Consider the following 18,035-nt stretch of genomic DNA (forward strand, 5'->3'; position numbering starts at 1 on the left):
TCAACATTGTGATCAAATCAACAATATTCTTTAACATAGCCTAGTGAAAAAAGCGTGAAATATCGCCTTGACGCAGTGAAGACCGGTTCAATCTTCCCGAATGCAATAATTCGTTGCGCAGCAATTTTCTAAGCTGCTCATTTGTTAAATCAGGCTTCGCTTTTTCTATTTGCTTCTCAGTCATGGTTGATAATTGCTCCTTGACCAAGAACAGCTGCTTGATGCCAGCCATGTTGACACCTTGATCAAGTAAATCTTTAATTTCTAAAAGTCTATCAATATCAATTAAACTAAATAAACGCCGGTTTCCCTCGGTTCTTGCTGGAGAAATCAATTGGTGTTCTTCATAGTAGCGGATTTGTCTTGCTGTTAAGTCTGTTAGCTGCATGACAGTTCCGATGGGAAACAGGGGCATGGAACGGCGAATTTCCTTTCCACTCACCAACTTTCTCCTCCTTCGTGGTAAATCATATTGCTATTATATTTGCTGTTAGGTATGATGTCAATCTCATGTTAGGAAATCTAACATGGTTTTTTATCATTGAAAAAAGGACAACTCCCCAGAAGCTGTCCTCTACGCATTTTTCCCTAATTCAATTCAACTAAACCTTTTTCAAGTAAATGATCAAGCGCCAAACAAACTGCCATTTTTACATGGGCATAGGTCAAACCGCCCTGAACATAGGCCACATATGGAGGCCGGATAGGACCATCAGCTGTGAGCTCAATGCTTGCACCTTGAATGAAGGTGCCCGCTGCCATAATGACGTCATCTTCATACCCCGGCATGTAGCTTGCATGTGGCGTCACATAGGAATTAATCGGCGAGGCAAATTGGATTGCCTGGCAAAAAGCAATCATTTTATCGCGGTCATCGAACTGTACAGCTTGAATTAAGTCCGTCCGCAAGGCATTCCATTTCGGTGATGAATTCATTCCTAATTTCTCTAACAAGGCTGCTGTAAATACGGCGCCTTTGAGCGCCTGGCCGACAACGTGCGGTGCAAGAAAGAAACCTTGATACATTTCTTGCAGGCTATAAAGGGATGCACCTGCCTCTGCCCCAATACCTGGTGAGGTCATTCGGTACGAACACGCCTCCACCCATTGTTTCTTGCCGACGATGTACCCGCCGGTCTTCACTATCCCGCCGCCAGGGTTTTTAATAAGGGAACCTGCCATTAAGTCTGCCCCGACATGGCATGGCTCCAATTCTTCAACAAATTCCCCGTAACAGTTATCAACAAATACGACTACATCCTGCTTTATTTCCTTCACAAACCTGATCATCTCGCCGATTTCAGCAACCGTGAATGATGGCCTCGTCGCATAGCCCTTGGATCGCTGAATGCCAATCATTTTCGTATTCGGTTTGATTTTCTTGGCAACGGTCTCCCAATCAATACCGCCGTCACTAGTCAGCGACACGCTATCATAGGAAATTCCGAATTCCTTTAATGAGCCAACCCCATTCCCGCGAATCCCTACTATTTCTTCCAACGTATCATACGGTTTGCCGGTCATATAAAGGAGTTCATCACCCGGGCGGAGAACGCCAAATAGGGCTATTGAAATCGCATGTGTCCCGGAAATAATTTGCGGCCGGACAAGACCAGCTTCGCCGCCAAAGACATCTGCATAAACTAATTCAAGTGTATCGCGACCAATATCATCATAACCATAGCCTGTTGACGGGATAAAGTGGGAATCACTCACCCGTTTGCTTTGAAAACTTTGTAAAACTCGGAATTGATTGCTTTCGATTCTTTCGTCTATTTCTTTATGTACTTCAGCGATTTGCTGTTCGACTTCTTTAACAATCGGCTGAAGCTTTTCCCCATTTTTTAATTGTTGAAACATGTTGTTGCTCCTATCTATTTTTTGAATTGCAGTAATTGCCCTGTTATTTGATGATCCTTTAGCGAATACCCTTTACAGCGATAAACTTGCGCCTCTTCATCAAAAGACAACTCTCTTAATATGGTTTCATTTTTCAATTGCGAAAGCAGCTTGCCTTCAGTCGACGGAACAAGCACCTCGTAAGGGTCCATCATTTCCATCACAAGCTTCTCTATTTTTTCTTTTAAGGCATGGCGGTCGTCTTGATTAAATGCACTGATAAAAGCTGTAGGCGTACCGGCAGTTGGGACGAAATCCGGATGCTGGATATCCTTTTTATTATAAACTGTTAACTGCGGAATCTCTTTAATATCCAGGTCTTCAAGAAGCTTGTTAACGGTTTTTTCATGATGAAAATAATCCGGATTCGACATATCCACAACATGAAGCAGCAGGTCCGCTTCCTTAACTTCCTCGAGTGTGGAGCGGAATGCGGCAATTAACGTTGTCGGCAGGTCTTGAATAAAACCAACAGTATCCGTTATTAAAGATAAAAACCCGCTTGGTAAAATCAATTTACGCGTCATTGGATCAAGCGTGGCAAATAATTGATTTTCCTCATAGGAATCAGCCTCGGATAGTCGATTAAAAAGCGTTGATTTTCCGGCATTCGTGTAACCGACAATTGCGACCTGAAAGGCTTTATTTTTCTTTCTTCTTTCCCGGTAGCGATCGCGGTGCTGAACGATGACCGAAAGCTGGGTTTTAATATCGTCGATTCTGCGGCGGATATGACGGCGGTCCGATTCTAGTTTCGTTTCCCCAGGTCCTCTCGTTCCAATCCCTGCACCAAGACGGGATAAGGCAATCCCCTGGCCGGCAAGACGCGGAAGTATGTATTGCAGCTGTGCAAGCTCAACCTGCAGCTTGCCTTCTTTGGAGCGGGCCCTTTGGGCAAAGATATCTAAAATGAGCTGGGTCCGGTCAATTATTCTGGCATTCACCTCGGAAGCAAGATTTCTCTTTTGACTTGGAGAAAGTTCGTCATTAAAGATGACAATATCCGCTTCAAGTTCCTCAACGAGCGTATTTAATTCTTCCACTTTGCCTTTACCAATATATGTTGCTGGATGGCGGCGCTCCCGTTTTTGAACGACAGAGACCAACACCTCACCTTGAGCGGTTTCTGTTAATGCCTCTAACTCTTCCATCGAATAGTGAAAACGCAAATCATCGTCTCCACTGGTTTGACAGCCAACGAGGATGGCTTTCTCTTTCGTTTCTTTTTGTTCCACAAGGCATCCTTCCTTCCCTAAAAAACTCTACCACTCATCATAACAAAAAACGCATGTATTCACTAATTTTCCCTTATTATTACCTTGTTAAAAAATTTGTTGTAATTTTTCTGTATCGTGATAGAATTTTAATGTTTATGGAAAAGGGGCGGAGCGCCGCATTAACGAATGAGCAAAGATAAGTTTAACTGATTAATATACATTTTTAGGCAATGAACGAAGTGAACCTAGCTCTGCTCACACCGCCTTGATAAGGTGAATAGGGCTGGTTCTATAAATTAGACATCAAGGGGAAATCGGATAAATAATGACATGGGAAGTTTTAAGTATGATTGGCACGATTGCCTTTGCCGTCAGCGGAGCGATAGTGGCCATGGAAGAAGAATATGATATTTTTGGGGTTTATATATTAGGGATTGTCACCGCTTTTGGCGGCGGAGCATTCAGGAACCTGTTAATCGGTGTGCCTGTTTCTGCTTTATGGGAACAGGGATTATTTTTTCAGATTGCCTTATTATCGATTACAGCCGTGTTTTTATTTCCAAGCAATCTGCTAAAGCACTGGCAAAAATGGGGGAATCTGTTCGACGCCATCGGCCTTGCAGCCTTTGCCATCCAGGGCGCCATGTATGCCGCGAACATGAACCATCCGCTTAGTGCCGTTATTGTTGCAGCCGTGTTAACAGGAAGCGGCGGCGGGATCATCCGTGATTTATTAGCGGGACGGAAACCGATTGTCTTAAGGTCAGAAATCTATGGGGTCTGGGCAATTCTTGCCGGCCTAATCATTGGACTTAAAATAGCAACCAAGCCTTGGGAGTTATATACACTTTTTATGCTTGTTACCAGTTTGCGCGTGCTTTCCTACACCTACGATTGGAAGCTGCCATCACGGGGAATTAGAACGCATTAAAAACTCGGCGGATTGCTCAGGTCCGCCGAGTTTTTTTATTACCTAGTCCTCCTCAAATACAAGGTCATTGCTTCTCAGCGTCATTAGTTCATGCCTGTCATAGCTGTTTAGCATTAATAGCCGCATCGCTTGGGCCCGAACTGATTTCTCAATGACATTACGGACATATCTGCCGTTTGAAAATGTATTTGGATTTAACACCGCCTTCACCCAAATTAAATGATCTCTTAATTTTTTTTCAGCTTCATGACTTAACGTGTACTCTCTCTCTAACAGCATTCTTCCAGAAATATCCATCAACTGGTCAATATTATAATCTGGGAAATCTACAACTAAGGGAAAGCGCGAATGAAGTCCGGGGTTTAAGGTCAGAAAGTAATCCATTTCACGGGAATATCCTGCAAGAATAAGGATAAATTCATGCTGCTTATCCTCCATATGCTTGACAAGGGTATCGATGGCCTCCTTGCCAAAATCCTTTTCCCCGCCACGGCCTAACGAATAGGCTTCATCGATAAACAGAATCCCGCCTTGGGCCTTCTTAATCAAATCCCTCGTCTTTTGTGCAGTATGGCCGATATATTCACCAACAAGGTCAGCCCGCTCGGCTTCAATTAAATGACCCTTCGTCAGCACGTTCATTTTTTGAAAAAGTTTACCTATCAGCCTTGCTACTGTTGTTTTTCCTGTGCCCGGATTTCCTTTAAACATCATATGCAGGGCTTGTTTTCTCGCCTTTAGTCCCATCTCCTCCCGCTTCTTGTTCACATAGATCCAAGCATAAATTTCCTTTATCATTCGTTTCATTTCTTCCATGCCAACCAAAGCCCCGAGCTCCTCTTCAATTTCCTTTAGAGCTGTGTGCTCAGGGGGAATGTCCTTTGGAACAACTTGAAAATCAGGCAGCTCCTTTGTGACTGTTTTTCTTTTTTGGGAATTGAGCACAACCCTTATTTGGCCGTTACTTTTCATTCGAAATGGTTGATCCAAAGCTTTCACCTCTCAATCTGCAAACAGTTTCCGCAAGGTAGGTTTTAAGCGCTGCTAAGAACATCTATCCGATTAATGTTGAAATCATGAGCACATAGAAAAGCATATTCCTTCATTCTATGTGTATTCACAACTTTTTAAATTCATTAAAAAAGATTTTCCCTTCACTTTTTAGAAAGGCTGTATTAAAAGTGAATGTTGATTTCCGTTCCAGGCGCTTCGCTTTCCGCGGGGCGGGCGGTGAGCCTCCTCGGCGCTAAAGCGCCTGCGGGGTCTCACCTGTCCCGCTGCTCCCGCAGGAGTCTCGCGCCTTCCACTCCAATCAACATTGTGATAAAAATCAACAATATTCTTTTACACTGCCTTTTGAAAAAATAAAAAGAGCCCGCGGCAAGCAGGCTCTTTTTATTTAATGATTATTGGTTTTCCAATTCAAGCTGAACATTTCTTTGAGGTGCAAAGGTTGATATCGCATGTTTATATACCAGCTGCTGTTTCCCCTCTGATTCAAAGAGAACGGTAAAATTATCAAAGCCCTTAATTTGACCTCTTAATTGGAATCCGTTCAGAAGGAAAACCGTCACATGGATATTATCTTTACGGCATTGATTTAAAAATTGGTCTTGAATATTGATTGTCGTTTTCATTTGTATATCCTCCTCTTTTATCTCTACTAATATGTATTCGATTTTACTTGAAGCTTTCCTTCAACATAATGTGAAATTTCCGTTATTTTTTTTGCGAAATTGTTCACATCCGTCATATCAAACCATTCTACCACCATCTTATTGCGAAACCAAGTCAATTGCCTTTTGGCATAGCGCCGGGAATTTTGTTTTAAATTCTCAACCGCTTCTTCTAATGTAACAAATCCATCCAAATATTGATAAATTTCTTTGTAGCCGATTGCTTGGATGGATTGACACTCACGCAAGCCCTGCTGATATAAGCTTTTCACTTCCTCCAAAAGCCCTTCAGTGACCATCAAATCAACCCGGTCATTAATCCGTTCATAAAGCTTGTCACGTTCCATCGTTAAACCGATCAGGGCTGTATTGTATAGAAGTTCTGGCTGCTGATTGCTTTGATATTCCTGCATCGTCTTACCAGTTAGCCGAAAAATCTCCAGCGCGCGAATGACCCTTCTTACATTGTTGGGGTGGATATGTGATGCACTTTCGGGATCAACCTCGATTAATTCTTTGTGTAATGCCTCATTGCCGATTTCCTTTACCTTTTCTTCCAGGTGCTGGCGGAATGATTCATCCCCTGGAACATCGGAGAATTGGTAATCATAAATGACAGACTGAATATACAACCCTGTCCCGCCGGCAATAATCGGAAGCTTTCCCTTTTTGGCAATCTCACTTATTTTTGCCCGAACGAGGTGTTGAAATTCAGCAACCGAAAAATTTTCTGACGGATCTTTAATATCAATTAAATGGTGGGGAATCCCTTCCATTTCATCCTTGGTTATTTTTGCGGTCCCAATATCCATTCCGCGGTAAATTTGCATGGAATCCCCGCTGATAATTTCACCGTTATACCGTTTGGCCATTTCGACACTTAGTTTTGTTTTCCCTACTGCCGTCGGACCAATAATAACTAATAATTTTTGTTTTTCATCCACTTTTTCTCACTGCCTTATCCCATTTATCGCTTCCACACTTTCATCGTATCATAATTTTGCAGGAGCAGTTGAACATCATATCAGTATATACAAAATAATTCTTATCTATGCTTAGTTCGAGGTAAATTATTTTTATCCACTTTACTTCCAAAGGCGGTAAGTTTTTCATGTAAATTTACAATCGGATAACGGTTCATTTACAAACGGCTATCTACCCCCATATTCATGTTAAGCTTAAACGTAGCTTATCTTGTATAAAAAATAAAGGAATAAGGTGAAATCAATGCTTTCTACTTTTGATATTGGAATTGATTTAGGTACAGCAAATATATTGGTTTATAGTAAAAATAAAGGAATCGCACTTAATGAGCCCTCTGTAGTGGTTATTGATACAGTAACAAAAAATGTGGTCGCAGTTGGGACGGAAGCAAAAGAAATGATTGGAAAGACACCCGAAAAAATTGTGGCGATCCGTCCTTTAAAAGATGGGGTCATCGCTGACTTTGATGTTACAACTGAAATGCTCAAGCATGTGCTGCGAAAAGCATCCAAAAAAATGGGGTTTGCCCTTCGTAAACCGAATGTGGTCGTCTGTATCCCATCCGGTTCCACTAGTGTGGATCGAAGAGCTATTCAAGATGCCGTGCGAAATGCTGGTGCTAAAAAAATCTCCTTGATTGAGGAACCTGTAGCTGCAGCCATTGGAGCAGGATTACCTGTGGATGAACCCGTGGCCAACGTGGTTGTCGACATCGGCGGTGGAAATACAGAGGTCGCGATTATTTCCTTTGGCGGCGTCGTTGCCTGCCATTCGATCAAAATTGGCGGTGACCGCCTGGATGATGACATTATTCAGCACGTTCGCAAAGAATACAATGTATTGATTGGTGAACGAACGGCCGAAAATATTAAAATGGAAATTGGTTATGCCTTGATAGATCATGAGGAACTTTCGATGGAAGTCCGCGGCCGCGATCTTGTAACAGGATTACCGAAAACTATTACTTTATCATCCTATGAGGTTCGCAATGCCCTTAGAGAATCTCTTCTGCATATTTTAGAAGCAGTCCGTGCTACACTCGAAGACTGTCCCGCAGAACTCAGCGGTGATATTGTTGACCGAGGTGTTATTCTTACTGGCGGCGGGGCCTTATTGAATGGGATGGAGGCATGGCTAAGCGAGGAAATCTTTGTTCCTGTTCAACTCGCCACAAACCCGCTTGAATCAGTGGCAGTGGGAACTGGTATGGCGCTTCAATACATGAGTAAGCTGCAAGCAGCTGTAAAATAAGGGACCGTTTCTGGTTAGATTGTACTATTCAAAAAAGAGGTTGAAGGACAAAACCCTTCAACCTCTTTTTTTGGAATTCTTGTTATATAAATCTGTATTTGTGACCGTGAAGACACTTTTTTTCGCTTCTTGGTCACAATTGAGGTTTTTTTTGACCGTTACCCCTCGTTTTTCTAGTCAACGGGCACAATTACCTGTTTTTGTGACCGTTACCCCTCGTTTTTCCGGCCAACGGGTACAATTATCTTTTTCCCAGTTTTTTGTCTCATAATAAATTACATTACCCGTTTAAACATTTTCTCCATCTCATAGACAGAGTAATGAACGATAATCGGTCTTCCATGTGGACAGGTAAATGGATCTGACGCCTTCCGTAAATCATCCAGCAACGCTTGGATTTCATCGTTGCGCAAATGGCGGTTCGCTTTAATCGATGCTTTACAGCTCATCATGATCGCTGCTTCCTCACGCAATTTCTTAATATCGACCTTTTTCATCGCTAAAAGCTGCTCAATCATATCCTCAATGATTTGTTTTTCTTCTCCTTTTGGAAGCCATTGTGGATGTGATCGGACAATGAAACTATTCATCCCGAATTCCTCAAGAAAAACGCCGACCTTTTCGAGCTCATGTTGGTGTTCCGTTATTTTTAAATACTCATCGGTTGAATACTCAAACGTTAACGGCACAAGCATTTCCTGCAGCTCAGACTGTACCCGGCCTACCTTTTCACGGAAGTATTCATACTTTAACCGTTCCTGTGCCGCGTGCTGATCAATAATATATAAGCCGTTTTCATTTTGAGCAAAAATATAGGTGCCGTGCATTTGCCCGATTGGATAGAGACGGGGCACCCGGCTCTCCGTTTGGTCATTATCGTCACTAGACTCGATTATTTTATTCTCATTGAAATCGACCTGTTTTTCAGGAGCAGATTCAGGTGGATTGAAAACAGAAATTGTAGATTCCCAAGATTCTGCAACAACTGCCGTTTCACTTTGAACAGGAAAATCAGTAAAGGGCACCGAAGGGATTGTTTGAGTTTCCTGAACGGTTTGCGGCGCAACTGGCCACTCCCTTTGAATTTCTTGATAATCCTTGGTTCTCTCATCAAGCTCTAAAGAAGTTTGTTCAGACTTTGGCACTTCTTTTTTCACTTGAGTATAGGCAGTCGGAATTAAGACCTTCGATTTAAACGCCTCTTTAATAATCGTTGTGACCAGTTCATTCAGTTCCGCTTCCTTACTTATACGAACTTCCATTTTCGACGGGTGAACATTGACATCCACAAGCAGCGGGTCCATTTCAATATTAAGGAGCACAATCGGAAACCTGCCGATTGGCAGCAAGGTATGGTACCCTTCCTGAATTGCTTTTGCCAATGGGTAGTTTTTGATAAATCGGCCATTAATCATCGTCGAGATATAGTTCCTTGATGCCCTTGTGATCTCAGGCATCGAAGCAAATCCGCTAATTTTGTAATCAAGCGAGTTACCGGTTATTGGAACAAGCTGCTTGGCGATGGCCATTCCGTAAATCGAGGCCAGCACCTGACGAACATCGCCGTTTCCATTCGTTTGCAGCAGCTTCCGCTCATTATGAATTAAGCGGAAGGCAACTTCCGGATGGGACAGGGCAAGCCGGTTGACTACATCCGTAATATTCCCAAGTTCTGTGTGGATTGTTTTCATATACTTTAAGCGGGCAGGCGTATTGAAAAATAAATCGGTAATCGTGATGTCGGTTCCGCGTCTGCTTGAAGCTTTTTCAAACGTTTCGACTTTCCCGCCTTCGATGACTACCCGGTTTCCGGCACCTTCCCCCGTAGAGGTCTTCATCTCAAGTCTGGAAACGGAGGCAACACTGGGGAGGGCTTCTCCGCGAAACCCGAGCGTCCTAATCCGAAATAAGTCATTCTCGTCTTTGATTTTGGACGTGGCATGGCGTTGAAAGGCGATTAATACATCCTCTTCGTCAATTCCGTACCCATTGTCGGTAATTCGAATTTTAGCGAGTCCTGCTTCCTCCACCTCAATTTCAATCACGGTACTGCCGGCATCAATCGCATTTTCAACCAACTCTTTGACAACAGAGGCGGGGCGTTCAACTACTTCTCCCGCCGCTATTTTGTTGGATAAGGCGTCATCAAGTTGAATAATCTTTCTCATTCGCGCGCGCCTCCTACTTTAACTTTTTCTGGAGCTCGTACAACATATTAATCGCCTGAAGCGGTGTTACCTCTAATAACTCTATTTCTTTAATTTTCTCTAAAACTCGTTTTTCCTTAGAAGTCAGTTCGTGTTTCTTCGTTTCCTTCGGTTCATCAAAAAATGATAACTGGGCTGGCTTTTCTTCGATTACCTCCGCTTTCACAGGAACAGCAGCTTGAACGTCTGAATGCTCAAGCGTCGTTAAAATTTCATTTGCACGACTGATTAATTCCGCCGGCAGTTCGGCCAGCTGGGCGACATGTATTCCGTAGCTCTTATCGGCCGGCCCTTCTTTTATTTTATGAAGAAAGACAACCTTGCCGTTATGTTCAATCGCGCTGACGTGAATGTTTTTTAGCTTCGAAAGCTCTTCATCTAAAACGGTCAGCTCATGATAATGGGTTGAAAATAAAGTTTTCGCTCCAATCCGCTTATGAATATATTCAATGATTGCCTGCGCTAAGGCCATCCCGTCGTATGTTGAGGTGCCGCGGCCGATTTCGTCAAACAAAATCAAACTGTTTTGCGTCGCATTTGTAATCGCATTTTTCGCTTCGAGCATTTCAACCATAAAGGTACTTTGTCCAGAGATCAAATCGTCTGCCGCACCAATACGTGTAAACACCTGATCAAAAATCGGCAGCACGGCTTCAGCCGCCGGAACGTAACAGCCGATTTGCGCTAAAATAGCTGTTAAAGCAATTTGGCGCATGTACGTACTTTTACCAGACATATTCGGACCCGTAATCAACAGGACTTCCCGGTCGCTGTCCATATGACAATCATTTGGTACATATTCCTGAGCGTTTAATACCTTTTCGACTACTGGATGGCGGCCATCCTTAACAGCTACACGGCGCTCTGTAGAAAATTGCGGCTTCACATAGTGTCGTTCTTCACTAACCTGGGCAAAGCATTGCAGGACATCAAGCTCGCTGACCATTTTTGCCAGCGCCTGCAGACGCGGGATTTGCTCCTTAACAATCTCGCGGATTTCGGTAAATAACTCATATTCAAGCTCGCCGCATTTTTCCTCCGCTTGTAAAATCAACGCTTCTTTTTCTTTTAGATCCGGGGTAATAAAACGTTCGGCATTCGATAGAGTTTGCTTCCGTTCATACTGTCCTTCTTCTAATAGATGCAGGTTTGCGCGAGTGATTTCAATATAGTAGCCGAATACGCGGTTATAGCCAACCTTCAACGATTTAATCCCGGTTTTCTCCCGCTCTTCCCGCTCAAGGCTTGCTATCCACGTTTTCCCGTTCCGGCTGGCATCACGATATTGATCGAGCTGGGCATTGTACCCGTCGCGAATCATATTGCCTTCTTTTAACGAGAGCGGCGGATTTTCTACGATTGCCTGCTCCAATAAATTAGTGATCTCTTCACACGGGTCAAGGTGCTCAGCAATTTTTCTAACTTCTTCATTTTGCATCGTCTGTAGGATTTCCTTTAAAAATGGCACCTGCATTAACGAGCGCTTAAGCTGGACTAAATCACGGGCATTCACGTTTCCAAAGGCAACACGCCCTGCTAAACGCTCTAAATCGTATACCTCTTTTAATTTTTCACGAAGCTCCTGGCGTTCAAAGTAATGATTCATCAGAACTTCGACAATCGCTTGACGATGTTCAATCTCATCCTGATTAATCAATGGCCGGTCAATCCAAGTTTTTAACATCCTTCCGCCCATTGCGGTCATCGTTTCATCAAGAAGCCATAATAACGAACCCTTTTTCCCTTTGGAACGAATCGTCTCGGTTAATTCAAGATTACGCTTTGAATAGTAATCAATTTTCATATAGTGATGAATTTGATAGGTAGTAACAGGCTGGAGATGGTCAAGGCTTCTCTTTTGCGACCGGTATAAATAGTTAAACAGCCTTGCTGTTGTTTGTTTCAATTTATCTTGATTTAAATCCTCAAGCAGATGGGCATAATTCATCTCTAGTGAACTATTATCTTCAAACGAAATCGCGAGCACATCACGTTCCCGCATCTTCTTTTGCAGTTCTCCGTCAAAATTGCTTGCAACAACTACCTCTTTGGCACTTAAAACCGACAGTTCATTCAATACCTCATCAAAATTGCTGGAAAGTAAGGTTACTCGGCTCTCACCTGTTGAAATATCGTTATAAGCAAATCCATAAGTTTGGTCATCAAAGGCTGTAATCGAGGCGATATAGTTGTTCTCTTTGTCAGTTAATCCTTTTCCATCCATCACGGTTCCCGGTGTGATTAACTGAACAACCTCCCGTTTGACCATTCCTTTTGTCTGTTTCGGGTCTTCCGTTTGCTCACAAACCGCTACTTTATAGCCCTTGGAAATAAGCTGTTCAATATAGTTAGCTGCTGCATGGTAAGGAACTCCACACATCGGAATCCGTTCATCGGTACCGCCACCGCGGCTTGTTAAGGTTATCTCTAATTCCTGTGATGCCTTTATCGCATCATCAAAAAACATTTCATAAAAATCGCCCAAGCGAAAAAATAAAAAGGCATCTTGATAATCTGCCTTCACGGTTAAATATTGCTGTATCATCGGCGTATAAGCAGCCATAATGACCTCCACGGTTAAATTCATTTCGAGTATCTTCGACAAACTATTATATCATAAAATGTTGGTGTCAGGCACTCGTCGATTGAAGGGTTTTATTAGCGAATCAAAAATACCAACAAACTTTTAGAAAAGAACCTTTCTAAAAATTCCAACTTCCTCTCACCATAACATGTTAAAATAATTGTAAGGGTGGTGAAATTATGGAGTGGTTTAGCGGGAGTTACAAAAATTATGATTTTCAGATGTTTTCAGCAAGTCACCTTGTTATCCTAACCATCTTAATTCTATGCTCTTTAGCAATATTTTTATTTAGAGATTGGCTAAGTGCTAAGAATTGGAGAGGCACTGAAATCGGTGTCGCTATTTCTTTAATAATAATGGAGACTGCTTATCACTTATGGCTGATCGTAAATCGCAGCTGGCATGTCAGCGACGCCATCCCATTAGAGTTATGCAGTATCAGCCTGATTTTAACGGTTCTCTTGTTGCTGACTAGGATAAAATTAATTTACGAAATCTTATTATTTACAGCAATACTTGGCGCATCTCAGGCATTAATCACACCACTATTAAATTATGACTTTCCACATTTTCGATTCTTCCACTTCTTTTATACTCATTTAATGATCATTTGGGTGCCGCTCTATTTTACTTGGGCAAAGGGGTACCGGCCGACAATCTGGTCGGTAGTAAAATTATTTGTCTTTTTAAATGTTTTGATGCCGATTATTATGGTCATTAATAAGATGGTTGACGGCAATTATATGTTCTTAAGTCACAAACCCGACAGTGCCAGTCTATTAGATGTTCTGGGCCCTTACCCTTGGTATATCTTATCCATGGAAGGTTTATTAATAACGCTAAGCTTGATTGTTTGGTTGATTTTCCGTGAAAAGACTGCGAAAAAAACGGAAGTGGCCAAGAACCTTCCGCTGCAATAACATCAACTTGTTATTGACCTTTTTCGATTATATCATTATAATAATAAACGTTCCTATAATGAGTCCCAATAGCTCAGCACGTTCGAATATGCTTCAACGAATTTGCTACAGCGTACTGATCGAACCACTTCTTGAATAATCTTTCTGAGATCAGGACGGGTTTATCTTATTGTGTGTCTAAAACAAAATAAATAAGTCTTTACTTGTCCCAATAGCTCAGCAGGATAGAGCAACAGTTTCCTAAACTGTAGGTCGGAGGTTCGAATCCTCTTTGGGACGTAAAAGAAACCCTGTTATATCAAGGGTTTCTTTTTATTTTAACTTTTAAAAAAGCAATAATTTTTGGTAATGGGGGTCGGATTGGGGCAGGTATTATCCCAAAATTACCAATCATTTTTTTCTTCCTTAGGCACCAAAGATACGTGTTGTAAATCAGCTACATAATAAGCAACACGATATACTTTCATCATCATCATCATCATTCTTCTTCTAATTCATTTTTTCCCTCGAATTGTGTATTTACCAATTTACAAAACATTTACTTATCAACAACGTGGAGTTAACAAGTTTGAGTTATCCTATCCCTAAGATAGATTCTTCTTAAGGGGGAATTATTGTGAAGAATTATTTTTTTACAGCAATTCTAATAATCCTATTGTTTATATTGTTCGTACCTGTTAGAGAGGCCTTGGAAGAAGCATTTAGAATATACTTTTATTTTTGATATATTTATTGCAAAATTTCTGTCAAAAGCGAATTAACTTAATGCTTTATCTAATTTATTCTTAGTGCTTGAATCCCCTGATAACCAAAATAAACTCCAAATATAATTAGTGAAGTACCGGAAATAATAGAAATCGCAATTAGGGTTTTTACATTTAAAAGCCTCCTAAAACCAGTAGTAAGGGCTGCAACAAAGATGTCCCAAAAAATTAGACCAAGGAAGATCATGCTGCTATAAATCAAAAGTGATTCCGTTCCATTTGTTTGAGCAGTTTTTGCCAATACGGATCCATAGATCCCCAACCAAAAAAGAATGGATAATGGACTGGTAATCGACATAATAAATCCAGTAAGAAAGCATTTAAATAAGGAATCTTTTTTTCTGCTGTATGTTAAGGTGAGTGTATTTGCATTTTTAATACTTTCAAATCCAGAATAAATAAGAATAAATCCTCCAAACAGCCACAGGAAGATTTGTACAATAGGAATCCCTAAGAATTGAACCATTCCTAAATAAACCATAAACATAAAAATCCCATCAGCAATCATCGAACCTACCCCCACAATCCAAGCATGCCAGAACCCATTCTTGATTCCTTTATCCAAGCGAGCGGAATTGACCGGGCCAATAGGGGCAGCTAAAGTAAATCCGAGGATTATATAACCAGCCAAAATACTTATACTCAAAAAAAATCACCTCGCATCACATTAGGGTCAACTTGTACATTTTATGAATGAAACGGTGATTCATGTCCATATAATTTGTAATACTCCACAGTTATTTGGGAATTTGCTCGTTAAAAAAACATGAAAAGGGGCTATCTAAAAATAGACAACCCCCTTCCTCTTTTATCCGTGCGCCCTTTCTTAGAGCATATCAATAGATTATCCAACACTAACGAAAAATAAAAATTTCCTTACCGTAATCCTATCCTTTTTGGCTTTTCTTCTTCCAAACCATTTTTTCCATGATAAAGGCAATTACACCAATGATCGCTGCTACTAATAAACTAACAAAGAAGCCCATTCGTATGCTCTTCTCCATGAGGGTTCCACTTACTGCAGCAAGAATAAGAACTAAACCTAAAATTGCCAACATCTTTCCACCAAACTTTATGTCCAAAATATGAAAGGCAGAAATAATGATAAAGGACCAGTTGAAAAGAATTAAAATCCCTGCAGCTGTTGTGATGTATTCATAGATTTTCCCAGGCAACAGCAATGCTGTGACAATTGATGCAATTAATCCAATCGTTGCCAGGGCTAATGAGGGAAGTGGCAGTTCTTTAAAGTTTTTTAGCTTTTTAGAAAACCACGATGGTGCATCACCACCTTCAGCGAGTGTTACTAAAAGTGTGGTTACCCCAAATAATGAAGCGGTCATGGTTGAAAATCCTGCCAATATAATCGCTGCATTAAATACATGGGGGAAAAAGGCAAAATGATATTTATCTAATGCCGTAACAAAAGGACTCTCTTTTTCAGTAAATGCCCCGTGTGCAGCCATAAAGACTGCAAGACCAATTGATATAACATAAATAATCACCAATACAATCAACATGATAATTCCCGCTTTGGGTGCATCTTCCTTCTTTTTAAGTCTCATGGCCATTAGTCCAATGACTTCAATCCCTCCATAGGCATAAAAGGCATAAATTAAGGAGGACCAAAAACCTTTGTACCCTTCAGGAAATAGTTCTTTTGCTGAATGCGGAAAACCAGGATGTTTCACATTCCCATGCAGCCAGCCAAAAACGGCTGCAGCTGCGATAATAATAAACATAACAATAGCAGCTGTTTTAATAATCGCTAATACATTTTCTACTTTATCAAACCCCTTATTGCCTGTTAAAACAACCACAATGGAAAGAATCGCATACCCCGTCGCAAAGAGCCATAGTGGGACATTGGGAAACCAAAATCTTGAAAGAATCGAGAGTGCGGTTAGTTGGCTGCCCATAATCAGGATGTTTGAGCACCAGTAATTCCATCCGCAGCTAAAACCTGCCCATCGTCCGTAGGCTTTGTTTGCGTAGTAGCAAAACGATCCATCTTGCGGGTCCTCTGCTGTCATTTTGGCTAATAGATTGTAAACAACGTAAGTCCCTAAGGCTGCTAAAATAAATGAAAAGACAATAGACGGGCCAGTTACTTTAATCCCAATTGTGGAGCCAAGAAAAAATCCAGTTCCAATCGTGCAGCCCACTCCGATTAAAGACAATTGCCACCAACTTAAATTTCCTTCTTCACCGCCTTTACTCTTACCACTAGGGATGAAAAAATCCATGTGATGCCTCCTTATACACAAATATCCTATGAATACACTATAAATTTCACTTTAAGCAGTTTCACTCGAATTAGTATTGTCTAATAGAAACGGGATAATGCCTTGAAAAATAAACCAAACATTAGGCTGCGATTCTTGTAAACCAATACGTTTACTTGGTAGTAGATAAAAAAAGAATGGCAGTGTGGAAAAAGGTAAATTCTAGTCTGAATCAGCCTTTTTTAAAACTTACAAAACGTCAAGTAAGTTACAAACAATATAAGAATTGGTCTTAATTTTTCCCAAAAAGGTTTTTTTGACCAAGAAGATAGTCTATCATGAAGTAGATGTGATTTTACTTTAAACAGGGGGAAGCCGAATGAAAGCTATTCAAATGTCGTCCTTTGGGGAACCTGAAGTGTTAAAACTAGTAGAAGTTAAAGAACCGGTACCGGCAGAAAACGAAGTACGGGTAAGGCTTTATTATGCCGGCGTCAATCCAGCAGAAGCTTATATACGTGCGGGAGGTTATGCCTTTTTCAATCCTGACATGCCTTATACCCCTGGATTTGATGGTGCAGGTGTGGTGGATGAGGTTGGCCCGGGTGTCACTAGGCTCAAGACCGGCGATCGGGTATTTGTCGCCTCCACAATGTCAAAAAGAAAAACGGGAACATATGCGGAAAAAGTAGTTTGTGATGTGGAAGCTGTACATAAATTGCCTGAAACAGTAAGCTTTGAGCAGGGAGCAGCACTTGGCATTCCTGTCACGGCTGCCTATCGCGCACTTTTTCACCGGGCACATTTAAAACCGGGAGAAACGGTATTAGTCCATGGGGCTTCCGGCGGTGTAGGTACTTTAGCTGTACAACTTGCTAAATATGCAGGTGCACAAGTAATCGGAACTGCCGGCACAGAAGAAGGCATGGATGTAGTAAGAAAATCTGGTGCTGACGCCGTCCTTAACCACAATCAGACGGGGTATTTGGAAGAAATCCCCTCCCTTACAAACGGTGCTGGCGTTGATGTTGTCATTGAAATGCTTGCCAATGTCAATCTAGAAGAGGATTTAAAGCTGGTCAACAAGTTCGGCCGGGTGGTCGTAGTAGGCAACCGCGGAGCATTGGACTTCAATCCCCGCTTGATAATGGCCAAAGAAGCCGATGTCCTTGGAATGGCCGTTTGGAATGCACCAATAGATGAATTTAATGAAAGTTTGATTGCAGTTGAAGCAGCACTGAATAATGGAGGTCTTCAGCCATTCGTAGGAACAATCCTGCCGCTTGAAGAAGCAGCCAATGCACATATCCAGATTTTAAGCAGCAGAACAAAAGGTAAAATGGTATTGGAAATCGGAAAAGACTAAAGAAAAAAATC

At 41.6% G+C, this 18,035-nt stretch carries 14 protein-coding genes and 1 tRNA gene; 5 read left to right on the plus strand and 10 right to left on the minus strand.

All coding sequences use genetic code 11. From position 1 onward, the window contains the following. Positions 1-40 precede the first annotated feature (40 nt). The 3 genes from ACIQCO_RS01385 to hflX form a co-directional block, all read right to left on the minus strand. The gene (locus tag ACIQCO_RS01385) at positions 41-442 is read right to left on the minus strand and encodes a MerR family transcriptional regulator (RefSeq protein WP_400424950.1); all 402 of its coding nucleotides are present in this window, start codon (positions 440-442) and stop codon (positions 41-43) included. A gap of 146 nt (positions 443-588) precedes the next feature. After that, the gene (locus ACIQCO_RS01390) at positions 589-1,860 is read right to left on the minus strand and encodes a methionine gamma-lyase family protein (protein WP_400424953.1); all 1,272 of its coding nucleotides are present in this window, start codon (positions 1,858-1,860) and stop codon (positions 589-591) included. A gap of 14 nt (positions 1,861-1,874) precedes the next feature. Continuing rightward, the gene (gene hflX / locus ACIQCO_RS01395; RefSeq protein WP_400424957.1) at positions 1,875-3,134 is read right to left on the minus strand and encodes a GTPase HflX; all 1,260 of its coding nucleotides are present in this window, start codon (positions 3,132-3,134) and stop codon (positions 1,875-1,877) included. A 307-nt stretch (positions 3,135-3,441) separates the two neighbouring features. Here hflX and ACIQCO_RS01400 point away from each other — a divergent pair, with 307 nt between their 5' ends. Continuing rightward, entirely contained in the window at positions 3,442-4,047 is a 606-nt protein-coding gene (locus ACIQCO_RS01400) for a trimeric intracellular cation channel family protein (RefSeq protein WP_400424960.1), read from the plus strand. 42 nt (positions 4,048-4,089) lie between these two features. Here the strand turns inward: ACIQCO_RS01400 and spoVK are convergent, their stop codons facing one another. From spoVK to miaA, 3 genes are all read right to left on the minus strand, one after another. Then, positions 4,090-5,037 carry a stage V sporulation protein K gene (gene spoVK, locus ACIQCO_RS01405; RefSeq protein ID WP_400424963.1) on the minus strand — a complete coding sequence of 316 codons (948 nt, stop codon included), beginning with the start codon at positions 5,035-5,037 and terminating at the stop codon, positions 4,090-4,092. Between the two features lie 416 nt (positions 5,038-5,453). After that, positions 5,454-5,684, minus strand: a complete 231-nt coding sequence (gene hfq / locus ACIQCO_RS01410) for an RNA chaperone Hfq (protein ID WP_024028345.1) — start codon at positions 5,682-5,684, stop codon at positions 5,454-5,456. Between the two features lie 26 nt (positions 5,685-5,710). Next, a complete protein-coding gene (miaA, locus tag ACIQCO_RS01415) occupies positions 5,711-6,667 on the minus strand; it encodes a tRNA (adenosine(37)-N6)-dimethylallyltransferase MiaA (protein WP_400424967.1) in 957 nt (318 codons plus the stop codon). 283 nt (positions 6,668-6,950) lie between these two features. Between miaA and mreBH the strand changes: the two genes are divergently transcribed. Beyond that, positions 6,951-7,958, plus strand: coding sequence for a rod-share determining protein MreBH (gene mreBH / locus ACIQCO_RS01420; protein WP_400424970.1), 1,008 nt, complete (start codon positions 6,951-6,953; stop codon positions 7,956-7,958). A gap of 275 nt (positions 7,959-8,233) precedes the next feature. Here mreBH and mutL read toward each other — a convergent pair whose 3' ends face one another. Further along, a complete protein-coding gene (mutL, locus tag ACIQCO_RS01425; RefSeq protein ID WP_400424973.1) occupies positions 8,234-10,126 on the minus strand; it encodes a DNA mismatch repair endonuclease MutL in 1,893 nt (630 codons plus the stop codon). Positions 10,127-10,139: 13 nt separating this feature from the next. Next, entirely contained in the window at positions 10,140-12,728 is a 2,589-nt protein-coding gene (gene mutS, locus ACIQCO_RS01430; protein ID WP_400425900.1) for a DNA mismatch repair protein MutS, read from the minus strand. 200 nt (positions 12,729-12,928) lie between these two features. Here mutS and ACIQCO_RS01435 point away from each other — a divergent pair, with 200 nt between their 5' ends. Together ACIQCO_RS01435 and ACIQCO_RS01440 are read left to right on the plus strand one after the other, a co-directional pair. Beyond that, complete coding sequence (locus ACIQCO_RS01435; protein WP_400424976.1) at positions 12,929-13,669, plus strand: YwaF family protein; 741 nt, start codon at positions 12,929-12,931, stop codon at positions 13,667-13,669. A 205-nt stretch (positions 13,670-13,874) separates the two neighbouring features. Next, positions 13,875-13,948 (plus strand) — tRNA-Arg (locus ACIQCO_RS01440). Between the two features lie 495 nt (positions 13,949-14,443). On the opposite strand, the gene ACIQCO_RS01445 is transcribed toward ACIQCO_RS01440, so the two are convergent. Both ACIQCO_RS01445 and ACIQCO_RS01450 read right to left on the minus strand, forming a co-directional pair. Continuing rightward, on the minus strand, positions 14,444-15,079 hold the full coding sequence (locus ACIQCO_RS01445; protein ID WP_400424979.1) for a LysE family transporter: 636 nt from the start codon (positions 15,077-15,079) through the stop codon (positions 14,444-14,446). A 241-nt stretch (positions 15,080-15,320) separates the two neighbouring features. Beyond that, the gene (locus ACIQCO_RS01450) at positions 15,321-16,679 is read right to left on the minus strand and encodes an amino acid permease (RefSeq protein WP_400424982.1); all 1,359 of its coding nucleotides are present in this window, start codon (positions 16,677-16,679) and stop codon (positions 15,321-15,323) included. A 358-nt stretch (positions 16,680-17,037) separates the two neighbouring features. Between ACIQCO_RS01450 and ACIQCO_RS01455 the strand changes: the two genes are divergently transcribed. After that, positions 17,038-18,024 carry an NADPH:quinone reductase gene (locus ACIQCO_RS01455; protein ID WP_400424985.1) on the plus strand — a complete coding sequence of 329 codons (987 nt, stop codon included), beginning with the start codon at positions 17,038-17,040 and terminating at the stop codon, positions 18,022-18,024. Positions 18,025-18,035: the final 11 nt, after the last annotated feature.

Source organism: Neobacillus sp. NPDC093127 (assembly GCF_044754175.1).
Lineage (GTDB): Bacteria > Bacillota > Bacilli > Bacillales > Cytobacillaceae > Neobacillus.

Excerpts from the sequence above, each read along its gene's own strand:
- ACIQCO_RS01390 (WP_400424953.1), bottom strand. The coding sequence starts at position 1,860 with ATGTTTCAACAATTAAAAAATGGGGAAAAGCTTCAGCCGATTGTTAAA.
- ACIQCO_RS01400 (WP_400424960.1), top strand. The coding sequence starts at position 3,442 with ATGACATGGGAAGTTTTAAGTATGATTGGCACGATTGCCTTTGCCGTC.
- hfq (WP_024028345.1), bottom strand. The coding sequence starts at position 5,684 with ATGAAAACGACAATCAATATTCAAGACCAATTTTTAAATCAATGCCGT.
- mreBH (WP_400424970.1), top strand. The coding sequence starts at position 6,951 with ATGCTTTCTACTTTTGATATTGGAATTGATTTAGGTACAGCAAATATA.
- mutL (WP_400424973.1), bottom strand. The coding sequence starts at position 10,126 with ATGAGAAAGATTATTCAACTTGATGACGCCTTATCCAACAAAATAGCG.
- mutS (WP_400425900.1), bottom strand. The coding sequence starts at position 12,728 with ATGGCTGCTTATACGCCGATGATACAGCAATATTTAACCGTGAAGGCA.
- ACIQCO_RS01435 (WP_400424976.1), top strand. The coding sequence starts at position 12,929 with ATGGAGTGGTTTAGCGGGAGTTACAAAAATTATGATTTTCAGATGTTT.
- ACIQCO_RS01450 (WP_400424982.1), bottom strand. The coding sequence starts at position 16,679 with ATGGATTTTTTCATCCCTAGTGGTAAGAGTAAAGGCGGTGAAGAAGGA.
- ACIQCO_RS01455 (WP_400424985.1), top strand. The coding sequence starts at position 17,038 with ATGAAAGCTATTCAAATGTCGTCCTTTGGGGAACCTGAAGTGTTAAAA.